Here is a 19653-nt window from a genome sequence, read left to right on the forward strand (position 1 = left end):
TCAGTTGGTGATCAACTGGGATAGTCGCCGCTATCGGTTAGGCGGCCGCCGTCGACCATTGTAACGACAGGGTGAGGCAGTAATCGTCGAGCGGGCGTTATTCAGCGGGTCACGTCGGCCGATGACGCCATCGCGGCCCCGACAATGCCCGCGGTGTTCTGCAGTGTCGCGGCGACCACCGGGGTCCGGTTGCCCAGTAGCGGCACCCACCGATCGGCTTTGCGGCTGATACCGCCGCCGACGATGATCAGGTCCGGGCACAGTGCGTCCTCAATCGCGATCAGCACCATGGTCACCTGCTTGGCCCACTTCTCCATGGACCAGTTCTTGCGCTCCTTGACCGACGCGGCGGCCCGGTGTTCGGCTTCTTTGCCACCCACCTCGATGTGGCCGAGTTCGGTGTTGGGCAGCAGCTTTCCGTTGTGAATCACCGCCGAACCGATTCCGGTCCCGAAGGTGAGCAACACGACTACGCCGCTGTTGTTCTTGCCTGCCCCGAACCGCTCCTCGGCCAGCCCGGCGGCGTCAGCGTCGTTGAGGATGACGATCCGCTGACCGTCGAGTTCGGCGGCGATCGTCTCCTGCGCGTTCAGCCCGATCCAGGACTTGTCCACGTTGGCGGCGGTCTGTACGACGCCGTTGACCACCACGCCCGGATAGGTGACACCCAGCGGGCCGGTCCACCCGAAGTCCCGGACCACCGCGGCGACGGTCTGGGCGACCAAGACCGGAGTGGCGGGGCTGGGCGTGGGCAGCTTGAACCGCTCACCGATCAGAGCGCCGGTGTCCAGATCGACGACGCCCCCCTTGATGCCGCTGCCGCCGACGTCGACGCCGAAGGCCCGTCGCTGACGTCGCGCACCGGCGATCGGACGGTCCTCGATCGGGGCGGGGACGGGGTCGGGGCCGGTCATCGGATCTCCTGTTCGGCGAGAGGTCGTCAGCAGGTGCCGGAATGAATCTTGGTCAGCAATGCGGGGTCGGGCAACCCGGTGGCGTCCGGCCGCAAGCCGGCSAGCGCGGCCTCGATGTCATCGCTGTGCGACAGGCTGACGAAGTCGCTGCCGACCGCCAGATCCACCGAATCGTCGGCGCGGTCGTCGCGGAACAGTTCCGTGCACGGCGCCACCAGCCACAGTGCTGCCGCGGCGGCCTGGCCCGCCGGGCCGAACCGAATCTGACCCTGGCAGTCCAGCCGGTCCTCGGCGTAGATGGGGTCGTTGGCGGCGGTCGGTTGGGCGAAGCCGTCGTCGCGCAGCGCGTCGGCGACATCGGCGGCCTGCCCGGCTCGGCCGCTGGCGTTGAGGACGCGGGACTTGATGTCGGCCAGTTTGGCGGGGGTGGTGCTGATCATGGCGGCACGCGGTACCTGAGTGCCCAGGCGGGGCTGGTCGGGCTCAGTCGGCGCCGGCGGCGCGTTGCACACCGCGACCTCATGGATATCGACCGGCCGGGTGAGTGCTACCCCCCATGCCACGGCGGTCAGCAATGCCAACGCGGCCAGGGCGTAGGCGGCCGGTCGGTTGTTGCGTCGCCGGAACGGCCGACCGTGCTTGTCGAACTCGGTACCGGTAGTGATTTGCGCGACCACGTACGCACTCTAGAGGGCGTCCGCGGGGGCGATCACCGTGGTCAGGAATGCAATGTGACGTAAATCACACTTAATCTGACCGCGATCCGGGCACGAATCATTTGGTGGATGCGTTCGACGCTGGTACAAAGCTCGCGCAGGGTTTCGAGGGGACTTGAGGGGATGAAGACCATGGCTACCGATTACGACGCCCCGCGGCGCACCGAGACCGACGACGTTTCCGAGGATTCGTTAGAGGAACTCAAGGCGCGGCGGAACGAGGCGCAGTCCGCTGTGGTCGACGTCGACGAGTCCGAATCGGCCGAGTCGTTCGAGCTGCCGGGCGCCGACTTGTCCGGTGAGGAACTGTCGGTGCGTGTCGTTCCGAAGCAGGCCGACGAGTTCACCTGCTCCAGCTGTTTCCTGGTTCAGCACCGCAGCCGTCTGGCCAGTGAGAAGAACGGTGTGATGATCTGCACCGACTGCGCGGCCTGACCGGGCCTGTCCCGCTCAATCCTGCTTAGTCCGGCGGCGACGGCCCTTTCCCGGGAGGGCCGGCCCACCCGGTAGGTGTGGGCGTTCCGCAGTGCCTGACCCCGTCGCGTCGATGATCGGCGCTAGGCCTGCAACGCCGCCAGCAGCCGCTGCGGATTGCGGCAGCTGACCAGCCAGTACGGCGTCGGGTCGTCGGGATCATCGAGGACGGCCAAGATCATGGGCCCCACCCAGCCGCGATGGACGACATATGCCGCCGGGTCGAGCTGGCGGCCCAGCGCTGCTGACTTGGCCGACTGCGGGACCTCGGCGCAGCGCGCGATCGCCGTGGTGGGCAGGTGCGCGTCACCTGCCCACAACTGCGTTTCCCCGCCGCATTCGACGACGCGGACCTTGATGCGTCCCAGCCACAACAGGGCGCCGACGGTGATCGCGAAGAACACCGCGAACGGCAGCCAGCCGGGCAGATTGCGCAGGCCCAAGCGGACTTCGTAGGCCATCAGACCGTTACCCAAGAACCCCAGTGGCCACCACCACCACGGCACCCACAGCTGTTCGCTGTAGCGCACTGTTTGCGATGCCCGATGGTTCACGCGCGACCCCGACATCCGGCTAAGAGTAGTCTTGCGCCTCGTGTCACCCAGTCTTGCGGTTGTTCGCCTGGATCCGGATCTTCCACTGCCGAGCCGTGCGCACGCCGGCGATGCCGGCGTCGACCTCTGCAGCGCGATCGATGTCGAGTTGGGCCCAGGTCAACGTGCCCTGGTACCCACCGGAATCGCCGTGGCAATTCCGTTCGGCATGGTCGGCCTCATCCACCCTCGGTCGGGTTTGGCTGCGCGGGTGGGCCTTTCGATTGTCAACAGTCCCGGCACCGTCGACGCGGGCTATCGTGGTGAGATAAAGGTCTCATTGATCAACCTGGACTCTGCGGTGCCGATCGAGATCCACCGCGGCGACCGGATCGCCCAGCTGCTGGTACAGCGGGTCGAGCTTCCGGAACTGGTCGAGGTGACCTCGTTCGATGAGGCCGGGCTGGAACCGACGACCCGTGGTTCCGGTGGACACGGGTCCTCCGGTGGGCACGCGAGCCTGTGATGGCTTGTGACGAAGAAGCGATGAAGATGGGCGGCTGTGATGGCATTCGGTAGGGGTAAAGGCAAGCGCGAGGCCGAGGAGCCGACGAGCGCCGAGCCGGAAGCCTCCGGAGCAGCGGACGAGTTCGCATCCGATGCGGAGGAGCTGGAGGGCCCCTTCGACATCGAAGATTTCGACGACCCCGCAGCGGCGACGACGGCCCGACTCGACCTGGGTTCGGTGCTGCTGCCCATGCCCGCGGGCGCTCAGGTCCAGGTGGAACTGAGTGAGGCGGGTGTCCCCAGCGCGGTGTGGCTGGTGACGCCCAACGGCCGGTTCAACATCGCCGCCTATGCGGCGCCGAAGTCGCCGGGTCTGTGGCGCGAGGTGGCCGGTGAGCTGGCCGACGCGCTGCGCAGGGACAACGCGATGGTCAGCATCGTCGACGGGCCGTGGGGCCGGGAAGTGCTCGGTTCGGCCACCGGTGCTGTCCGGTTCATCGGTGTCGACGGCTACCGCTGGATGGTGCGCTGTGTCATCAACGGTCGGCCCGAGACCATGGATGTGCTCGCACAGCAGGCCCGAGACGCGCTGGCGGACACGGTCGTCCGGCGTGGCGACACTCCGCTGCCGGTGCGCACCCCGCTGCCGGTCCGGCTACCTGAGCCGATGGCCGAGCAGTTGCGGGCTGCCGCGGCGCAGCAGGCCGCAGCGCAGCAGGCGGCGGCCCAGCAGGCCGCAGCCCAACAGCTGGCCGCGGCGCAGCAGGCCGGCGTGTTCGGCGGCGGCGGGGACGTACCGCCGGCGCCGGCCGCACGCCGCAGCGTGGAGGGATCCGCGATGCAGCAGTTGCGCACTATCACCGGCGGTTAGCGAGCCTCGACGCAGGAGAGGCGAAGCTGGACCGCCGATCAGCCGGTGCGGTTAGCGAGCCTCGACGCAGGAGAGGCGAAGCTGGACCGCCGATCAGCCGGTGCGGTTAGCGAGCCTCGACGCAGGAGAGGCGAAGCTGGACCGCCGATCAGCCGGTGCGGTTAGCGAGCCTCGACGCAGGAGAGGCGAAGCTGGACCGCCGATCAGCCGGCCGCGATGGTCAGCGCGGTGACGCAGGCGGCGCCCAAGGCGGCCGGATCGGCGCCGATCTGGTCCAGGGTGACGGTGCGCAGCGCCGCGCGCGGCGCGGCGGCGGCCCATTCGGCGGCGGTCTGCAGCGGATGAACCGCGTCGTCAACCGCCGCGGTCAGACCCATCGGCACGGTCAGGCCCGCCAGCTGGGCGTGCGTCGGCGCGACGTAGCTCGCGGCCTCCTCCAGCGCGTCGGGCAGTTGCGGCCACTGAGCAGTCCATGAGCGGGTCAACTCGTCGCCGAGCCACGTCGGGCTCGATGCCCGCATCTGGGCCAGCACGGCGGCCAGGCCGTCGCTGCGCAACTGCCCGGCGCTATAGCGCGCGGCCTGGGCTGCCGGGGCGTCCTCGGGGGTGCCGCTCCAAGCGGGCAGCGCAGCCAGCACCCCGACCACGCGTTCGGGATGGCGCAGAGCCCACATCGTGGCCACCGCCGCGCCGATCGAAACCCCGCCGGCGAGGATCGGGCCACAGCGCGTGGCCGCCGCATCCAGCGCCTCGAGGTAGCCCTGGACAAGACGGCCGGGCTGCGGGCGGTGAGTGACCAATTCGGCACCCACCTGCTGCAACGGAGACGAGAACGCTCGGCGGATGTAGTCGTCGTCGGATCCGGTCCCCGGCAGCAGGACGGCCGTCACGCCGCGCAGAACCATGCCACCCCTTGATCGTGTTTGGGTGTTGTCAGCCACCCCGTGGGCAGGTCATGTGGCATTCGATATTCAACAGGTCTACCGTAGCGTGCGCACACGATTGAGGGAGAGGGCAATGGCTGCTCCGAAAGGGTACCTGCGCCGGCTGACTCGGCGATTGACAGAAGATCCCGAGCTGCGTGACGTCGAAGAGCTGTCGGACGAGGCGCTCAATACCGGCGCGCAGCGTGCGATCGACTGCCAACGCGGCCAAGAGGTCACCATGGTCGGGGTACTGCGCAGCGTCGAAGCCAACGCCAAGGGCTGCGTGGGTGGGGTCCGTGCCGAGCTTTTCGACGGCACCGACACGGTGACGCTGGTATGGCTGGGGCAGCGACGCATCCCCGGAATCGACTCCGGCCGCACGTTGCGGGTGCACGGCCGGCTGGGCAAACTCGAAAGCGGCTGCAAGGCCATCTACAACCCCCACTACGAAATCCAGCAGTGATCGCGCCTTCCTTCGGGCCGGTGCAGCGATGAGCGAGGAATACAGCGCCGAGGGCGCCCAGGGACCGCAGCGGCTCCTGGAACAGATCGGCGGCCTGGCCGGGGTGATCTACTCCTCGTTACCGATCGTGGTGTTCGTGCCGACCTCCAATCTCTTCGGACTGCGCGCCGCCGTCCTGGCGGCGTTGGGTGTGGCCGCGGCGGTGCTGGTCTGGCGCCTAATCCGCAAGCAATCCAGCCAACCGGCCATCTCCGGGTTCTTCGGGGTCGCCGTCTGCACCCTGATCGCCTATCTGATGGGCGACTCCAAGGGCTATTTCCTGCTCGGAATCTGGACATCGCTGGTGTGGGCGGTCGTGTTCGCCGCATCGATCCTGATCCGCCGTCCAGCGGTCGGCTACATCTGGTCATGGGCCAGCGGCCAGCCCCAGACCTGGCGCGAGCTGCGGTCGGCCATTTACGCCTATGATCTCGCGACGTTGACCTGGGCGCTGGTGTTCGGCTCCCGCTTCGTGGTCCAGCGACTGCTCTACAACGCCGATCAGACCGGCTGGCTGGGAGTGGCGCGCATCGCCATGGGCTGGCCGTTGACCGCGGTGGCAGCGGTGGTCACCTACCTGGCGGTCAAATACGTGCAGCGCGCGCTGGATGAGCGCCCGGCCGTCGGCGAGGCCGAGCCCGAACCGCGCTCAGTGGGCCGGTAGCAGCAGCGCGCGCAGTTCGGTCTCGACGCCACTGGATGCGACGAACAACAGCTCGTCGCCGCCTTCGAGCGGCTCGTCGTCCTGCGGCACGATCACCCGTGTCCCGCGCAGGATCGTCACCAGCGCGGCATCGCGCGGTAGGACGAGCTTGCGCACCGGCTTTCCGCCCCACGGGGTGTCGTCGGGCAGGGTGATCTCCAGCAGGTTGGCCTGACCCTTGCGGAACTCCATGAGCCGGACCAGGTCTCCGACCGCGACCGCCTCCTCGACCAGTGAGGCCAGCATGCGCGGCGTGGAGACCGCGACATCTACCCCCCACGCGTCGGTGAACAGCCACTCGTTGCGGGGATCGTTGACCCGGGCCACCACCCGCGGTACCGCGAACTCGGTCTTGGCGAGCAAGGACAGCACCACGTTGGCCTTGTCGTCGCCGGTGGCGGCGATCACCACGTCGAAGGATTCCAGGTGCACCGACTCCAGCAGGCTGAGCTCGCAGGCATCGCCCAGATGCCACGCCGCGTCGGCGATGTCCTCGCGGTCGACGTGGTCCGGGTTGCGCTCGATCAGCGTCACCTGGTGATCGCTGTCGAGCAGCTCGCGCGCAATCGATCGTCCAACCGCGCCGGCGCCGGCTACCGCTACCTTCATTTGCGCCGCTCCTCAACCCGGGCTACGCGGGCTCCGCCAGCGCCTTCGTCGACGGCGCGCATCATTTGTCCAGATCCTCACTCGGCGGCAACGCGGCGATCGCGATCGCCTCGGCGACCCGGCCGGACACCGCCACGATGTACACCTGGTCGCTGGCCTGAATCACCGTCTTGGGCTCGGGCAGGATTCCGGTGCCGAATCGGATCAAGAACGCCACACGGGCGTTGATCGCGGCCTCCAGGTCGGTGACGGGCCGCCCGATCCAGTCCTCGTGCAGGACGACCTCGGCCACGGCGACGGTGCCGGTGGGGTCACGCCACTTGGTGGTCTCACTTTCCCGGGTGAGGGCGTCGAGGAGCCGGTCGGTGGTCCAGGGCACGGTGGCGATGGTCGGAATGCCCAGGCGCTCGTAGACCGCGGCCCGCTTGGCGTCGTAGATGCGGGCGACCACCCGCGAAACGCCGAACGTCTCTCGGGCCAGCCGCGCCGCGATGATGTTGGAGTTGTCGCCCGAGGACACCGCCGCGAACGCAGCGGCTTCCTCGATGCCGGCCCGCAGCAGCACATCGCGGTCGAAACCCATACCGAGCACTCGCTCACCGTTGAACTCCGGGCTGAGCCGGTTGAACGCGGTGCTGTCTCGGTCGATGATGGCGACCTCGTGGCCGATCCGGGACAGCCCGTCGGCGAGCGAGGCTCCCACCCGGCCGCAACCCATCACAACTACCCGCACGTGTTGTGTCCTTTCAGGTCCTCTGGGCCGACTTTCGGCTGGTTATCGACTGCGATAGTGCCCGTATTCGGTGAACGCTACCGCCAGTGCCCGCCTGGCTTACCCTTGGCTCTCGTGTCGAAGATTTCCACCGCTGCGCGGCGCCTGCTTCTGGGTCGGCCCTTTCGTAGCGATCGGCTGAGTCACACGCTGCTGCCCAAGCGCATCGCCCTGCCGGTATTCGCCTCCGACGCGCTGTCCTCGGTGGCCTACGGACCCGAAGAAGTCTTTCTGGTGTTGTCGGTGGCGGGTCTGGCCGCCTACCGGATGACGCTGTGGGTGGGCCTGGCTGTCGCCTTCGTGTTCATCACCGTGGTGGCCTCCTACCGCCAGAATGTGCACGCCTACCCCTCCGGTGGTGGCGACTACGAGGTGGTCACCACCAACCTGGGTGCTACCGCGGGCCTCACCGTGGCCAGCGCGTTGATGGTGGATTACGTTCTGACGGTTGCGGTCTCGATCTCATCGGGGATCGCCAACATCGGCTCGGCGATACCGTTCATCGCCGACCACAAGGTGGCGTTCGCGGTCGGGACCGTGATCGTGGTGGCGGCGGCCAATCTGCGGGGCATTCGAGAATCGGGCACCGCGTTCGCCATCCCGACGTACGCGTTCATGATCGGGGTCTTCGCCATGCTGGGGTGGGGGCTGTTCCAGATCTTCGTGATGGACAACCCATTGCAGGCCGAGTCGGCCGAGTTCAAAATCCACTCCACCCAGGGCGAAATGGTCGGGGTTGCCCTGGTGTTCCTGGTGGCGAAATCATTCTCGTCGGGATGTGCCGCACTGACCGGGGTGGAGGCGATAAGCAACGGTGTGCCGGCCTTCCGCAAGCCGAAGTCCCGCAACGCCGCCACCACGCTGCTGATGCTGGGGGTGATCGCGGTGACCCTGATGATGGGCATCATCGTGCTGGCCCGCGAGACCGGGGTGAAGATCGCCGCGCGCCCGCACGAACAGCTGATCGGGGCGCCGGCGGACTATGACCAGAAGACCTTGCTGGCTCAGCTGGCCGAAACGGTGTTCCAGGGCTTTCCGCCCGGTTTGTGGATCATCGCCGGAGTCACGGCGCTGATCCTGGCGCTGGCCGCCAACACCGCGTTCAACGGCTTCCCGGTTCTGGGTTCGATCTTGGCGCAGGACCGCTACCTGCCCCGCCAGCTGCACACCCGCGGCGACCGGCTGGCGTTCTCCAACGGCATCGTGTTCCTCGCGGTGGTGGCCATCGCCTTCATCGTGGCGTTCGGGGCGGAGGTGACCGCGCTGATCCAGCTCTACATCGTCGGGGTCTTCGTATCCTTCACGCTGAGTCAGATCGGTATGGTTCGGCACTGGAACAGGTTGTTGCGCAATGAAACCGACCATGCCGCCCGAGTCAAGATGATGCGTTCCCGGGTGGTGAACACGATCGGATTCCTCGCTACCGGGGTGGTGTTGATCGTGGTGATCGCCACTAAGTTCGTGTCCGGTGCGTGGATCGCGATCGTCGCGATGTCGGTGCTGTTCCTCTTGATGAAAATGATCCGCCGGCACTACGACACCGTCAGTCAAGAGTTGGCCGAGCAGTCGGCCGCTCTGGACGACCAGGCGGTGCTGCCCAGCCGCAACCACGCTCTGGTCCTGGTGTCCAAGCTGCATCTGCCGACTCGCCGCGCGCTGGCCTACGCGCGCGCGACGCGACCCGACGCACTGGAGGCGATCACGGTCAATGTCGATGACACCGAAACCCGCGCGCTGGTGCGCGAGTGGGAGGATAGCGAAGTCACCGTCCCGCTCAAGGTGATCGCATCGCCGTACCGCGAGGTCACCCGGCCGGTGCTCGATTACGTCAAACGCATCAGCAAGGAGTCGCCGCGCACCGTGGTGACCGTCTACATCCCCGAATACGTGGTGGGCCACTGGTGGGAGCAGTTGCTCCACAACCAGAGTGCGCTGCGGCTCAAGACCCGGCTGTTGTTCATGCCGCAGGTCATGGTCACCTCGGTGCCCTGGCAGCTGAACTCTTCGGAGCGGCGCAAGGTCTTGGAACCGCATCACGCGCCCGGCGACACCCGGAGAGGTTTCTTGGAGTGATCGACCAGCAGTTGGTTTTGACGACCGGCGCACCGGCGAACGGCGGCAGTTGTGTGGCCCGCTACGACGGCCGAGTTGTTTTCGTGCGCTACGCGTTGCCCGGTGAGCAGGTTCGGGTTCGGATCACCGCCGAGCGGGGATCGTATTGGCACGGTGAATGTGTCGAGGTGCTCGAACCCGCGGCGGGCCGGATCGACTCGCTGTGCCCGATCGCGGGGGTGGACGGCGCCGGCTGCTGTGATCTGGCGTTCGCCGAGCCGGCCACGGTGCGTGCTCTCAAGGGTGAGGTGGTGGCCAACCAACTGGCGAGGCTGGGCGGCTACGACTGGGAGGGATCTGTCGAACCCGTCGGTGAGGACGGTCCGACCGGCTGGCGCACCCGGGTCCGGTTGGACGTCGGTGCCGACGGCCGGGCCGGATTTCACCGGTATCACAGTGATGAGCTGGTCACCGACCTGCGGTGCGGGCAGCTTCCAGCCGGAATGATCAAAGGACTGGCCGAGCAGAGCTGGCGGCCCGGCGATCACCTGCACGTGGTGGCCGACGACGACGGTGTCCGGCATGTGGTCAGCACCGGGCGCGGTCACCGTCCGCAGGTCCTGGAGGGTGACTACCACGCCACTCAGTGGGTGGGCCGGCGGCGTTGGCAGATTCCGGTGACCTCGTTTTGGCAGGCGCATCGCCGGGCGGCCGCGCTCTACAGCGCGCTGGTCGGCCAGTGGGCGCAGGCCGACACCGGGATGACGGCCTGGGATCTTTACGGCGGCGCCGGGATCTTCGCCGCGGCGCTGGCCGAGACGGTGGGGGAGTCGGGCCGGGTGATCAGTGCCGACACGTCGCGGGCCGCGACCGGGGCCGCGCGGGCCGCGTTGGCCGACCTGCCGCAGGTTTCGGTGCGTACCGATTCGGTGCGCAGGGTGTTGAGTGATGCGCACTCCGGCGCCGACGTCGCGGTGCTGGACCCGCCGCGCGCTGGTGCCGGGCGGGAGGTGATCGAGGCGCTGGCCGCCGCGGGTGTACCGCGAATTGTGCACATCGGTTGTGAGGCAGCGTCTTTCGCTCGGGATATCGGTCTGTACCGTGCCCAGGGGTATGCCGTGGAGCAGATCCGGGTGTTTGATGCGTTCCCGTTGACCCATCACGTGGAGTGCGTGGCGCTGCTAACCCGCTGACTCCCGGTGCCAGCGGCCGCGTAGCGCGGGTGGGTCTGGGGTCGCGATCCGGGGGCGGCCGCTGTCAGCCGAATACGAAGTAGCGCAACCACAGGTACAGCGCCGACAACGTCACCGACACCAGTGTGACCACAATTCCCTTGCGGGTGAACTCCCAGAACGAGATGGGACTTCCTGCCCGACGGGCGATTCCGAGCATCACCACATTGGCGCTCGCGCCGACTGCGGTCAGGTTGCCCCCGAAGTCGGCGCCCAGCGCCAGGGCCCACCACAGGGAATCGGGATGCAGATCGTTCGGGAGGGTGGTGCTCAGCTCCGCCACGATCGGCGTCATGGTCGCGACATAGGGGATGTTGTCGATGATTCCGGACACCGGTGCGGACACTCCGAGGATCCCCATCGTGGTCAGCAGCGCATTACCGCCGGTCACCTGGGTGGCGGCCTTGGCCAGGGCGGCGATCGCGCCGGTGTCTACCAGGGCGCCGACCATCACGAACAGCCCGGCGAAGAACAACAGCGTCTCCCACTCGACTCCGGACAGGTACTCCGAGCGCTCCAAGCGAGAGATCACGATCAGCACGCCGGCACCCAGCAGCGCCACCACCGAGGGCTCCAGATGCATCGCCGAATGCCCGATGAACGCGGAAAACACCGCGGCGAGCACCAGACCGCATTTGATCAACAGGCCGCGGTCTCGGATCGCCTCACCTTCTTCCAAGGCCATCACGTCGGCGACCCGTTCGGCCTCGACGGAAAACGATCCGGGAAACAGCCGGGGCAGCATGGCGATGAACACCACCATGACAATCGCGACGATCGGTGCCAGGTGAAGCAGAAAGGAGTTGAACGACAATCCCGCTCGGCTGGCGATGATGATGTTGGGTGGATCACCGACCAGGGTTGCGGCGCCGCCGATATTGGATGCGAACACCTCGGCCATGAGGAAAGGCGCGGGGCTGATTTCGAGCCGGTCGCAGACCAGCAGCGTCACCGGGGCGATCAACAACACCGTGGTGACGTTGTCCAACAGCGCTGAGGCCACCGCGGTCACCAGCACCAGCAGGATCATGATCCGCAGCGGAGAACCCTTGGCGCGCTTGGCCGCCCAGATGGCGATGTACTCGAAGACGCCGGTCTGGCGCAACACGCTGACGATGATCATCATGCCCAGCAGCAGGAAGATGACATCCCAGTCGATGCCGGTCTCGCGGGAATAGAAGATGTCATCGGAGGAAATGACCGGCAAGATGACGACTGCCGCCGCGCCGGTCAGCGCTACCACCGTTTTGTTGATCCGATCGGCGGCGATGAACGCGTAGGCGGTCAGAAACACCGCTACCGCGATAAAGGCCATCCGCGGGATCAGACCTTCAGCGCCGCGGCCAGCAGCCGCGACGCGGTAATCACCCCGTGCAATTCGCCGCCCTTGACGACGGCAATTAGTGGACTGCGCATTCTGGCCATCGTAGTGGCGACTTCGATGATGGTTTCGTTGGCATCGGCGGTCGGGAAGTCATGGAGGTGCTCGGGGAGCACGTCGCGCACGGTCTTGCCGCGTAGCTTCTCGGCGGCACGGTCGGCCATGGTCTCGCTGAGGACTCCCGCCAGAGATGGGTCATCTTGGATGTAGCCCGGCACGATAAAGCGCACCACCTGAGAGGCCGGCAGCACCGCATACGGTTTGCCGGCCGAGTCGGTGACGACGATCCCGGGTAGCCGGTGCTCGGCCAATAATTTGGCGGCCTCCAACGCATTGGAGTCGATGGTCACCACTGGGAAGTCTTCGGTGATCTCCTGGGCGCGCATACGACGACCATACGGGGGGTGCCCGCAGCCATGCGTAGACTGGCCGGATGCTTGAAGGGATCCGCGGCCCCGCCGATCTGCAGCACCTCTCGCAGGCTCAACTGACCGATCTGGCGGCGGAGATCCGTGAGTTCCTGATCCACAAGGTCGCCGCGACCGGTGGGCATCTGGGCCCCAACCTGGGTGTGGTGGAGCTGACCTTGGCGCTGCACCGGGTGTTCGACTCCCCACATGACCCGATCATCTTCGACACCGGGCATCAGTCCTACGTGCACAAGATGCTGACCGGGCGTAGCCGCGACTTCGACACCCTGCGCAAAAGGGGCGGACTGTCGGGTTACCCGTCGCGCGCCGAGAGCGAGCACGACTGGGTGGAGTCCAGTCACGCCAGCTCGGCGCTGTCCTACGCCGACGGCCTGGCCAAAGCCTTCGAGCTGACCGGGCACCGCAACCGGCATGTGGTGGCCGTTGTCGGTGACGGCGCCCTGACCGGCGGGATGTGCTGGGAGGCGCTCAACAACATCGCCGCAGGCAACCGACCGGTGGTGGTCGTGGTCAACGACAACGGCCGGAGCTACGCGCCCACCATCGGTGGCTTCGCCGACCATCTGGCCGCGCTGCGGTTGCAGCCCGCCTACGAGCGACTACTGGAGCGGGGCCGCACCGCGATCCGCGGGGTGCCGGTCGTTGGAGAACTCGGCTACCAGGTGATCCACAGCTTCAAAGCGGGTCTCAAAGATGCGCTGGCGCCGCAGGCACTCTTCACCGATCTGGGCCTGAAATACCTGGGGCCGATCGACGGTCATGACGAGGCCGCGGTGGAATCCGCGCTACGCCGCGCGCAGGGGTTCGGCGGGCCGGTGATCGTTCACGTGGTCACGCAAAAGGGCAAGGGCTACGGCCCGGCCGAGAACGACGAGGCCGAGCAGATGCACGCCTGCGGGGTGATCGATCCGCTGACCGGTTACGCAACTGAAACCGCGGGGCGCGGCTGGACGGCGGTGTTCTCCGACGCGCTGATCGAGTACGGCACCAAGCGCCGCGACGTCGTCGCCATCACCGCCGCGATGCCGGGTCCCACCGGGCTCGCGCCGTTCGGACAGCGCTTTCCGGACCGGATGTTCGACGTCGGGATCGCCGAGCAACACGCGATGACGTCCGCGGCCGGGCTGGCAATGGGCGGCTTGCACCCGGTGGTGGCGGTGTATTCGACGTTCCTCAACCGTGCCTTCGACCAGCTTGTGATGGATGTCGCACTGCACCAGCTACCGGTCACGCTGGTGTTGGACCGGTCCGGGATCACCGGGCCAGACGGTGCCAGTCACAACGGCATGTGGGATCTGTCGATCTTGGGGATCGTGCCCGGTATCCGAGTGGCCGCACCCCGCGACGGCATCCGGCTGCGCGAAGCCCTCGGCGAAGCGCTCGACGTCAATGACGGGCCCACTGCCTTGCGATTCCCGAAGGGCGATGTGGGCGAAGACATTCCCGCCATCGAGCGACGCTCGGGGGTGGACGTCCTAGCGCTGCCGGCCGACGGATTGCCCCAAGACGTCCTGCTGGTCGCGGTCGGCGCGTTCGCGCCCATGGCGTTGGCGGTGGCCGACCGGCTGCACAACCAGGGCATCGGGGTGACGGTGATCGACCCGCGTTGGGTGCTTCCGGTGCCGGAGGTGCTCGTCGATCTGGCCGGCGCACACAAGCTGGTGGTGACCTGCGAGGACAATGGCGTGGCCGGTGGTATCGGCTCGGCGGTCTCGGCGGCCCTGCGGCGTGCCGACATCGACGTGCCCTGCCGTGACGTAGGGCTGCCGCAGCGTTTCTACGAGCACGCCTCGCGCGGTGAGCTGCTGGCCGAGGTCGGCCTGACCGCTCAGGATGTGGCCCGCCAGATCACCGGTTGGGTGGCGGCGATGGGCGCCACCAACTGCGTCGCCGAGGTCAGCGAGCGGCTGGACTAGCTGCCCTGACCGGCGGCCACACCGCGTCGAACAACCAGGCGAACACGAACGTGTAGGCCAGGAAGAACACCAGCAGGCCGATCTCAAGACCGAACGCCTGCGCCAGCGAGACCTTCAACAGCGCGGCCACGATCGGCAACAACAGCACCACCAGGCCACCTTCGAAGCCGATGGCGTGCACGATCCGGCGGCCCACCGTGCGGGTCGCGGAGTCCTGCCGGCGCTCCCATGCCTCGAAGAGGGTGGTCCAGACGTAGTTCCACACCACCGCGACTGTTGATGCCGCCACCGCGACGGCACCTGAACCGCCGCTGCCGAACCCCAGCAGGGTCAATCCCAAGGTGGTCAGCGCAACAGCGACAAGCTCGTAGCTGCTGACGTAGACGATGCGACGAAAAATTGGTGACACGAGGTCCTCCCAGGAAAATCAACCATGGGAAGTCCTTGACGGTTCGCGTCCACGGTCAGCGTGACGTGAGAAGCACTGGCCGAAACGTGAATACGGCTTGCTCCACAGACAAGTCTAGCAACCGCTGCGCCGGGCCACGGCTGCCGAGAGTTCGGCCCGGCTAGGTGCCGAGAGCCTGTGCCAGCACCGGCACCGTCAGCTCGCGCTGCCAGGGGCGCGCGCCGCCGGCGGCCAAGAACTCCTCGATCACCGCTGCCGCGTTCGGCGCCGCCGGTTTCCAATCCCAGCACAACCGGCGCACCAGGTCCGGGGTGAGCAGGTTCTCGGTCGGCACGTGCACCTGCTCGGATAGCGCACCCAGCGCGGCGCGGACGGCCTCCAGTCGTGCGGCGGCCTCGGGCTTGCGTCGCGCCCAGCGCGTTGGCGGCGGTGGGCCGCTGGTGGACTCGCCGGCTTCCGGCGGCTCGGGGTTGTCACGCGCCGCGGCCAGCGCTGCCAGCCAGGTCGATGCGCTGCGCCGCTGATTGGGTCCGCCGAAGACCGGCAGGGCGAGCAGCTCTTCGACGGTGGTGGGGTTGGCGACGGCAGCGGCGATGATCGCCGAGTCGGGCAGGATGCGTCCGGGCGCGATGTCACGGCGCGCTGCGATCTGGTCGCGGACCGTCCAGAGCTCTCGGACGGCGGCCAAGCCGCGCCGATCGCGCACCTTGTGGATACCCGACGTCCGCCGCCAGCGGTCCCGGCGCGTGGTCGTGGTGAAGTCGGTTACCCGGACGTGATTGAATTCCTGTGCCGCCCAATCGGTTTTGCCCTGCTCGGACAGTACCTCCGCGACCGCCTGGCGCAGTTCGATGAGCACCTCGACGTCGAGAGCCGCATAGTTGAGCCAATCGGCCGGCAGCGGTCGTTTCGACCAGTCGGCGGCGCCGTGGCCCTTGGCCAGGCCCAGTCCCAACAGTCGCTGCACCATCGCGGCCAGGTTGACCCGGTCGAAGCCGGCCAGCCGTCCCGCCAGTTCGGTGTCGTAGAGCGCCTTGGGCCACATGCCGACCTCCGCCAGGCAGGCCAGGTCCTGGTCGGCGGCGTGCAGAATCCACTCGTCGTCGTCGAGCACCTCGGCCACCGGCCGCAGCAGGGCAGCGGGGTCCTCGCCGGCGCCGACCGGATCGATCAGCACCGTTCCGGCTCCCGCTCGGCGTATCTGGATGAGGTAGGCCCGGTTGGAATAGCGGAAACCCGACGCCCGCTCGGCGTCCACGGCGAACGGACCGTGGCCGCCTGCCAGCAGGCCGGCGGCGGCATCGATCTGCCTGCGGGTGACCGACACCTCCGGCACCCCATCGGCAGGATGCGGCAGTGGTGTCAGCTCGGGCTCTTCGGTGACGGCCGGTTCGGTGGTCTGGTCGGACATCTCAGACGCGGGTTCGCGAGCTCAGATCGGTGATCCCGACCGGCGGTAGGCCCGCGGCGTGTTCCAGCACCTCACAGAACGCCTGGACATGGGTGCCCAGCTCCGGGGTGGTGGCGGTCCACGACGCGCGCAGCTCCAACTGATGCCCCCGCGGCGGGCCGGAGATGTCGCCGTACCGAACCGACGTAGTGGCGGTCACGGTGCCACCCAATGCGGTCACGTGCTCGGTGCGGGCGCCCAGCGCCTCGACCAGCCAACTCCAGGCGACCTCGGGCAGTAACGGGTCGATTGCCTCGTGCGGGTCCAGGTCAGCCTGGATGAAGGCCACCATCCGCATGGTGCCGTCCCAAGCGTCGGTGCCGTCGGGGTCGTACAGCAGGATCAGCCGGCCGAAGGCGTCGCCGTCGGAGTCTTTCGGGACGAAGTCGGTCTCGGGATGTTTGACCTCGGCACCCAGCGCGTAGCTGTAGGGTGCCAGGCGCTGCGGCGGCCGGATCGGGCCCAGCTCGATTTCCGACCGCACGGTCGCGGCGTGCATCGTTGCCACCGCTTCCCGAAAGGGTGCAGGCTCGGCTGATGTCACTGGTGCCGCTCCTTAACTGATTGCCGTGCGCCACGCCGCCGGCGGCCGGCACACAGGACTCTGTTGCGCACCGCCGCGACGCGGGTCACCGAATCTCACGCTAACCCCCGTCGCCGATCGGCGCAGACAGGCGCGCCGAAACGGCACGAGGGGAAGCCGGGACCGCCGAAGGAAACGGCACGGTTCGGCGAGGGTCGGCGGAGGCGAGGGGAAGCCGGGACCGCCGCAGGAAACGGCACGGTTCGGCCTGCGGCAACCCGGCGTGGCAGCATTGAGCTCGATGAGTGCCCGTCGTGAACTGCCTGATTCCCCGTACCTGGCCGCCGCTACCGGCCGGCAACCCGACCGGATACCGGTCTGGTTCATGCGCCAGGCCGGCCGATCCCTGCCGGAATATCGTCAGCTGCGGGCCCAGCACAGCATGCTGGCGGCCTGTTTTGACCCCGAACTGGTCTGCGAGATCACGCTGCAGCCGGTCCGTCGCCACGACGTCGATGCGGCGATTCTGTTCTCCGACATCGTGGTGCCGCTGCGCGGCGCCGGGGTGGATCTGGACATCGTGCCCAATGTCGGCCCGGTGATCGCCAACCCGGTGCGCACCGCGGCCGACGTCGCCGCCCTGCGGCCGTTGGAACCACAGCAGGTGACAGCCGTCGCGGCGGCGGTATCGCTGCTGGTGGACGCGCTCGGAACGGTGCCGCTGATCGGCTTCGCCGGCGCGCCGTTCACCATGGCCTCCTATCTGGTCGAGGGCGGCCCCAGCCGCACCCATGCCCGCACCAAGGCGATGATGCTGGCCGATCCGGACACCTGGCATGAGTTGATGACCCGGCTCACGGACTTGACTATCGCGTTTCTGACGGTGCAGCTCGACCACGGCGTGGACGCCATCCAGTTGTTCGATTCTTGGGCCGGAACGCTGTGCCTGGCCGACTACCGGCGCTTCGTGGCGCCACACAGTGCCCGGGTGTTCGCCACACTCGCCGACCGGGAGGTGCCGATGACGCACTTCGGAGTGCAGACCGGTGAGCTCTTGGGTGAGATGGCCGCCGCCGGCGCCACGGTCGTCGGTGTGGACTGGCGTACTTCGCTGACCGACGCCGCCGCCCGAGTGGGCGCCGGTCGGGCTTTGCAGGGCAACCTGGATCCGGCGGTGCTGCTGGCGGGCTGGCCCGCCGTGGAGCGTGCCGCCAAGGCCGTCGTCGCCGACGGGCGTGCCGCTGTCGCGGCCGGGGCGTCGGGGCACGTGTTCAACCTCGGCCACGGCGTGCTGCCGGAGATCGACCCGGGGGTGCTGACCGACTTGGTCTCGCTGGTTCATTCATTGTGACCACGTCGTACTGCGTCGTCGGGGGCGGAATCTCCGGTCTGGCCGCCGCCCACCGCCTGCGGGCGACACTCGGCGACGCAGTCGACATCACCATTTTCGATCCGGCCGACCGGCTCGGGGGGCTGTTGCGCACCGAGACCCTGGGCGGGATGGCCGTGGACGTGGGTGCCGAGGCGTTCATCGCCCGCCGGCCCGAAGTACCGGTACTGCTGGCCGAGCTGGGTTTGGCCGATCGGCAGCGCAGTACCACCGGAGTGCGGCCGTTGCTCTACAGCCGCCGGCTGCTGCATCGGTTGCCGCCGGACACCCTGAGCGGGATTCCGTCGTCGCCGGAGTCGATGGCTGGGCTGGTCGACAACGGAACTCTCGCCCGGATGGCAAGCGAGCCCACCCGGCCGTTGGCGTTCGAACCGGGCAGTGATCCGGCTCTGGGAGCGCTGGTGGCCGACCGATTCGGGGCACAGGTGGTCGCCTGCTCGGTGGATCCGCTGATCGGCGGGGTGTATGCGGGTTCGGCGGCGACCATCGGGCTGCGCTCGGCGGTTCCGGGCCTGGCCACCCTGCTCGATGAGGGTGCGTCCAGTCTGACCGAGGCCGTGCGGCGAGCACTGCCCACGACCACTGGTAGGCCGGTGTTCGGGGCGATCACCGGCGGGTATCAAGTGCTGGTCAACGCGCTGGTGCGCAGCGCCAGGCCGCGCTGGGTGCAGTCGGCGGTGACCCAGATCGACCCGACCGGCGATGGCTGGCTGTTACGAGACGCCAGCGGCGGGCATCATCGCGCCGACCGGGTGGTGGTCGCGGTGCCCGCCCCCGTGCTGGCCCGGTTGGCCACCGGCTTCGCGCCGCGTGCATCGGCAGCGGCCAGCCGGATCGGCAGCGCGTCCTCGGTGGTGGTGGCGATGGCGGTACCCGCCGGTGCGGCGTTCCCGAACAACTCCGGAGTGCTGGTTGCCACCGGGGAACGACTGCACGCCAAGGCGATCACTCTGACATCGCGCAAATGGGGCGACCGGGGATACGGCGGCAGGGTCGAGGTGCTGCGGTTGTCCTTCGGTCGGTTCGGCGACCCCCGCACCAGCGCCTCGGATGCGGAACTGGTGGCGTGGTCGGTGCAGGACCTGGAAGCCGTCTTCGGCCTCACGGTGGACCCTATCGACGTGCGCGTGCAACGCTGGCCTGCGGCGATGCCGCAATATCGATCCGGCCATGCCGCTTTGGTCACCGGACTGCGCGCCGCGCTGCCACCGACCGTGGCAGTGGCCGGCAACTACCTCGACGGCATCGGGGTGCCGGCTTGCATCGCCGCGGCCGACCGGGCCGTAGCGGCCGTGATCAGCGCCACCCCGGCGCCCTAGCGAACTTCACAGCGCATCGTGGC

21 protein-coding genes are annotated in these 19653 nt (G+C 68.0%); 10 read left to right on the forward strand and 11 right to left on the reverse strand.

All coding sequences use genetic code 11. The features are described from left to right. Positions 1–101 precede the first annotated feature (101 nt). Together ppgK and cei are read right to left on the reverse strand one after the other, a co-directional pair. Positions 102–914, reverse strand: coding sequence for a polyphosphate--glucose phosphotransferase (ppgK, locus tag EJK91_RS09625; protein WP_046300289.1), 813 nt, complete (start codon positions 912–914; stop codon positions 102–104). 26 nt (positions 915–940) lie between these two features. After that, positions 941–1591, reverse strand: a complete 651-nt coding sequence (cei, locus tag EJK91_RS09630; RefSeq protein WP_046300290.1) for an envelope integrity protein Cei — start codon at positions 1589–1591, stop codon at positions 941–943. 171 nt (positions 1592–1762) lie between these two features. On the opposite strand from cei, the gene EJK91_RS09635 reads away from it, so the two are divergent. Then, on the forward strand, positions 1763–2065 hold the full coding sequence (locus EJK91_RS09635) for a DUF4193 domain-containing protein (RefSeq protein WP_013829371.1): 303 nt from the start codon (positions 1763–1765) through the stop codon (positions 2063–2065). Between the two features lie 122 nt (positions 2066–2187). Here the strand turns inward: EJK91_RS09635 and EJK91_RS09640 are convergent, their stop codons facing one another. Further along, on the reverse strand, positions 2188–2673 hold the full coding sequence (locus tag EJK91_RS09640) for a DUF3093 domain-containing protein (protein ID WP_046300291.1): 486 nt from the start codon (positions 2671–2673) through the stop codon (positions 2188–2190). Positions 2674–2698: 25 nt separating this feature from the next. Here EJK91_RS09640 and dut point away from each other — a divergent pair, with 25 nt between their 5' ends. Further along, positions 2699–3163 (forward strand): dUTP diphosphatase, encoded by a 465-nt coding sequence (gene dut, locus EJK91_RS09645; protein ID WP_024443813.1) that lies wholly within the window; start codon positions 2699–2701, stop codon positions 3161–3163. A 39-nt stretch (positions 3164–3202) separates the two neighbouring features. Continuing rightward, on the forward strand, positions 3203–4015 hold the full coding sequence (locus EJK91_RS09650; RefSeq protein WP_046300292.1) for a DUF3710 domain-containing protein: 813 nt from the start codon (positions 3203–3205) through the stop codon (positions 4013–4015). Positions 4016–4218: 203 nt separating this feature from the next. Here EJK91_RS09650 and EJK91_RS09655 read toward each other — a convergent pair whose 3' ends face one another. Next, a complete protein-coding gene (locus EJK91_RS09655; RefSeq protein ID WP_046300293.1) occupies positions 4219–4920 on the reverse strand; it encodes an alpha/beta fold hydrolase in 702 nt (233 codons plus the stop codon). Positions 4921–5032: 112 nt separating this feature from the next. Here EJK91_RS09655 and EJK91_RS09660 point away from each other — a divergent pair, with 112 nt between their 5' ends. Together EJK91_RS09660 and EJK91_RS09665 are read left to right on the forward strand one after the other, a co-directional pair. Next, positions 5033–5404 (forward strand): OB-fold nucleic acid binding domain-containing protein, encoded by a 372-nt coding sequence (locus EJK91_RS09660; RefSeq protein WP_024441567.1) that lies wholly within the window; start codon positions 5033–5035, stop codon positions 5402–5404. A gap of 28 nt (positions 5405–5432) precedes the next feature. Next, entirely contained in the window at positions 5433–6107 is a 675-nt protein-coding gene (locus EJK91_RS09665) for a DUF3159 domain-containing protein (protein ID WP_046300294.1), read from the forward strand. Here EJK91_RS09665 and EJK91_RS09670 read toward each other — a convergent pair. Both EJK91_RS09670 and EJK91_RS09675 read right to left on the reverse strand, forming a co-directional pair. Then, positions 6093–6755, reverse strand: a complete 663-nt coding sequence (locus tag EJK91_RS09670; RefSeq protein ID WP_125078816.1) for a potassium channel family protein — start codon at positions 6753–6755, stop codon at positions 6093–6095. The two genes, EJK91_RS09665 and EJK91_RS09670, sit on opposite strands and share 15 nt — an antisense overlap. A gap of 61 nt (positions 6756–6816) precedes the next feature. Continuing rightward, entirely contained in the window at positions 6817–7488 is a 672-nt protein-coding gene (locus EJK91_RS09675; RefSeq protein ID WP_164517925.1) for a potassium channel family protein, read from the reverse strand. 114 nt (positions 7489–7602) lie between these two features. On the opposite strand from EJK91_RS09675, the gene EJK91_RS09680 reads away from it, so the two are divergent. Together EJK91_RS09680 and EJK91_RS09685 are read left to right on the forward strand one after the other, a co-directional pair. Further along, on the forward strand, positions 7603–9600 hold the full coding sequence (locus tag EJK91_RS09680) for an APC family permease (protein WP_125078817.1): 1998 nt from the start codon (positions 7603–7605) through the stop codon (positions 9598–9600). Next, positions 9597–10772 (forward strand): class I SAM-dependent RNA methyltransferase, encoded by a 1176-nt coding sequence (locus EJK91_RS09685; protein ID WP_125078818.1) that lies wholly within the window; start codon positions 9597–9599, stop codon positions 10770–10772. The genes EJK91_RS09680 and EJK91_RS09685 overlap by 4 nt, the downstream gene beginning before the upstream one ends. A 64-nt stretch (positions 10773–10836) precedes the next feature. Here EJK91_RS09685 and EJK91_RS09690 read toward each other — a convergent pair whose 3' ends face one another. Together EJK91_RS09690 and EJK91_RS09695 are read right to left on the reverse strand one after the other, a co-directional pair. Then, positions 10837–12126, reverse strand: a complete 1290-nt coding sequence (locus tag EJK91_RS09690; RefSeq protein ID WP_125078819.1) for an SLC13 family permease — start codon at positions 12124–12126, stop codon at positions 10837–10839. A gap of 8 nt (positions 12127–12134) precedes the next feature. Then, complete coding sequence (locus EJK91_RS09695) at positions 12135–12578, reverse strand: CBS domain-containing protein (RefSeq protein ID WP_024441574.1); 444 nt, start codon at positions 12576–12578, stop codon at positions 12135–12137. Between the two features lie 47 nt (positions 12579–12625). On the opposite strand from EJK91_RS09695, the gene dxs reads away from it, so the two are divergent. Continuing rightward, complete coding sequence (dxs, locus tag EJK91_RS09700) at positions 12626–14539, forward strand: 1-deoxy-D-xylulose-5-phosphate synthase (RefSeq protein WP_125078820.1); 1914 nt, start codon at positions 12626–12628, stop codon at positions 14537–14539. Here the strand turns inward: dxs and EJK91_RS09705 are convergent. From EJK91_RS09705 to EJK91_RS09715, 3 genes are all read right to left on the reverse strand, one after another. Continuing rightward, positions 14520–14948, reverse strand: coding sequence for a PACE efflux transporter (locus tag EJK91_RS09705; protein ID WP_024441576.1), 429 nt, complete (start codon positions 14946–14948; stop codon positions 14520–14522). The genes dxs and EJK91_RS09705 overlap by 20 nt on opposite strands. A 160-nt stretch (positions 14949–15108) precedes the next feature. Next, positions 15109–16359 carry an HRDC domain-containing protein gene (locus tag EJK91_RS09710; protein ID WP_125078821.1) on the reverse strand — a complete coding sequence of 417 codons (1251 nt, stop codon included), beginning with the start codon at positions 16357–16359 and terminating at the stop codon, positions 15109–15111. Between the two features lies 1 nt (position 16360). Further along, a complete protein-coding gene (locus EJK91_RS09715; RefSeq protein ID WP_241178670.1) occupies positions 16361–16897 on the reverse strand; it encodes a DUF3000 domain-containing protein in 537 nt (178 codons plus the stop codon). A 325-nt stretch (positions 16898–17222) separates the two neighbouring features. On the opposite strand from EJK91_RS09715, the gene hemE reads away from it, so the two are divergent. Together hemE and EJK91_RS09725 are read left to right on the forward strand one after the other, a co-directional pair. Further along, positions 17223–18272, forward strand: coding sequence for a uroporphyrinogen decarboxylase (hemE, locus tag EJK91_RS09720; protein WP_024441579.1), 1050 nt, complete (start codon positions 17223–17225; stop codon positions 18270–18272). Next, complete coding sequence (locus tag EJK91_RS09725; RefSeq protein WP_125078823.1) at positions 18266–19630, forward strand: protoporphyrinogen oxidase; 1365 nt, start codon at positions 18266–18268, stop codon at positions 19628–19630. Before hemE ends, EJK91_RS09725 begins: the two co-directional genes overlap by 7 nt. The last annotated feature ends 23 nt before the right edge of the window (positions 19631–19653 follow it).

The sequence above is a fragment of the Mycobacterium sp. P7213 genome (genome assembly GCF_900604305.1).
In the GTDB taxonomy this organism is placed as follows: domain Bacteria; phylum Actinomycetota; class Actinomycetes; order Mycobacteriales; family Mycobacteriaceae; genus Mycobacterium.

Coding starts and splice junctions, on each gene's coding strand:
- EJK91_RS09640 (WP_046300291.1), bottom strand. CDS start 2,673: ATGTCGGGGTCGCGCGTGAACCATCGGGCATCGCAAACAGTGCGCTAC.
- EJK91_RS09655 (WP_046300293.1), bottom strand. CDS start 4,920: ATGGTTCTGCGCGGCGTGACGGCCGTCCTGCTGCCGGGGACCGGATCC.
- hemE (WP_024441579.1), top strand. CDS start 17,223: ATGAGTGCCCGTCGTGAACTGCCTGATTCCCCGTACCTGGCCGCCGCT.
- EJK91_RS09690 (WP_125078819.1), bottom strand. CDS start 12,126: ATGGCCTTTATCGCGGTAGCGGTGTTTCTGACCGCCTACGCGTTCATC.
- ppgK (WP_046300289.1), bottom strand. CDS start 914: ATGACCGGCCCCGACCCCGTCCCCGCCCCGATCGAGGACCGTCCGATC.
- EJK91_RS09660 (WP_024441567.1), top strand. CDS start 5,033: ATGGCTGCTCCGAAAGGGTACCTGCGCCGGCTGACTCGGCGATTGACA.
- dxs (WP_125078820.1), top strand. CDS start 12,626: ATGCTTGAAGGGATCCGCGGCCCCGCCGATCTGCAGCACCTCTCGCAG.
- EJK91_RS09670 (WP_125078816.1), bottom strand. CDS start 6,755: ATGAAGGTAGCGGTAGCCGGCGCCGGCGCGGTTGGACGATCGATTGCG.
- EJK91_RS09650 (WP_046300292.1), top strand. CDS start 3,203: ATGGCATTCGGTAGGGGTAAAGGCAAGCGCGAGGCCGAGGAGCCGACG.
- EJK91_RS09715 (WP_241178670.1), bottom strand. CDS start 16,897: ATGCACGCCGCGACCGTGCGGTCGGAAATCGAGCTGGGCCCGATCCGG.
- EJK91_RS09635 (WP_013829371.1), top strand. CDS start 1,763: ATGGCTACCGATTACGACGCCCCGCGGCGCACCGAGACCGACGACGTT.
- EJK91_RS09665 (WP_046300294.1), top strand. CDS start 5,433: ATGAGCGAGGAATACAGCGCCGAGGGCGCCCAGGGACCGCAGCGGCTC.
- EJK91_RS09710 (WP_125078821.1), bottom strand. CDS start 16,359: ATGTCCGACCAGACCACCGAACCGGCCGTCACCGAAGAGCCCGAGCTG.
- EJK91_RS09695 (WP_024441574.1), bottom strand. CDS start 12,578: ATGCGCGCCCAGGAGATCACCGAAGACTTCCCAGTGGTGACCATCGAC.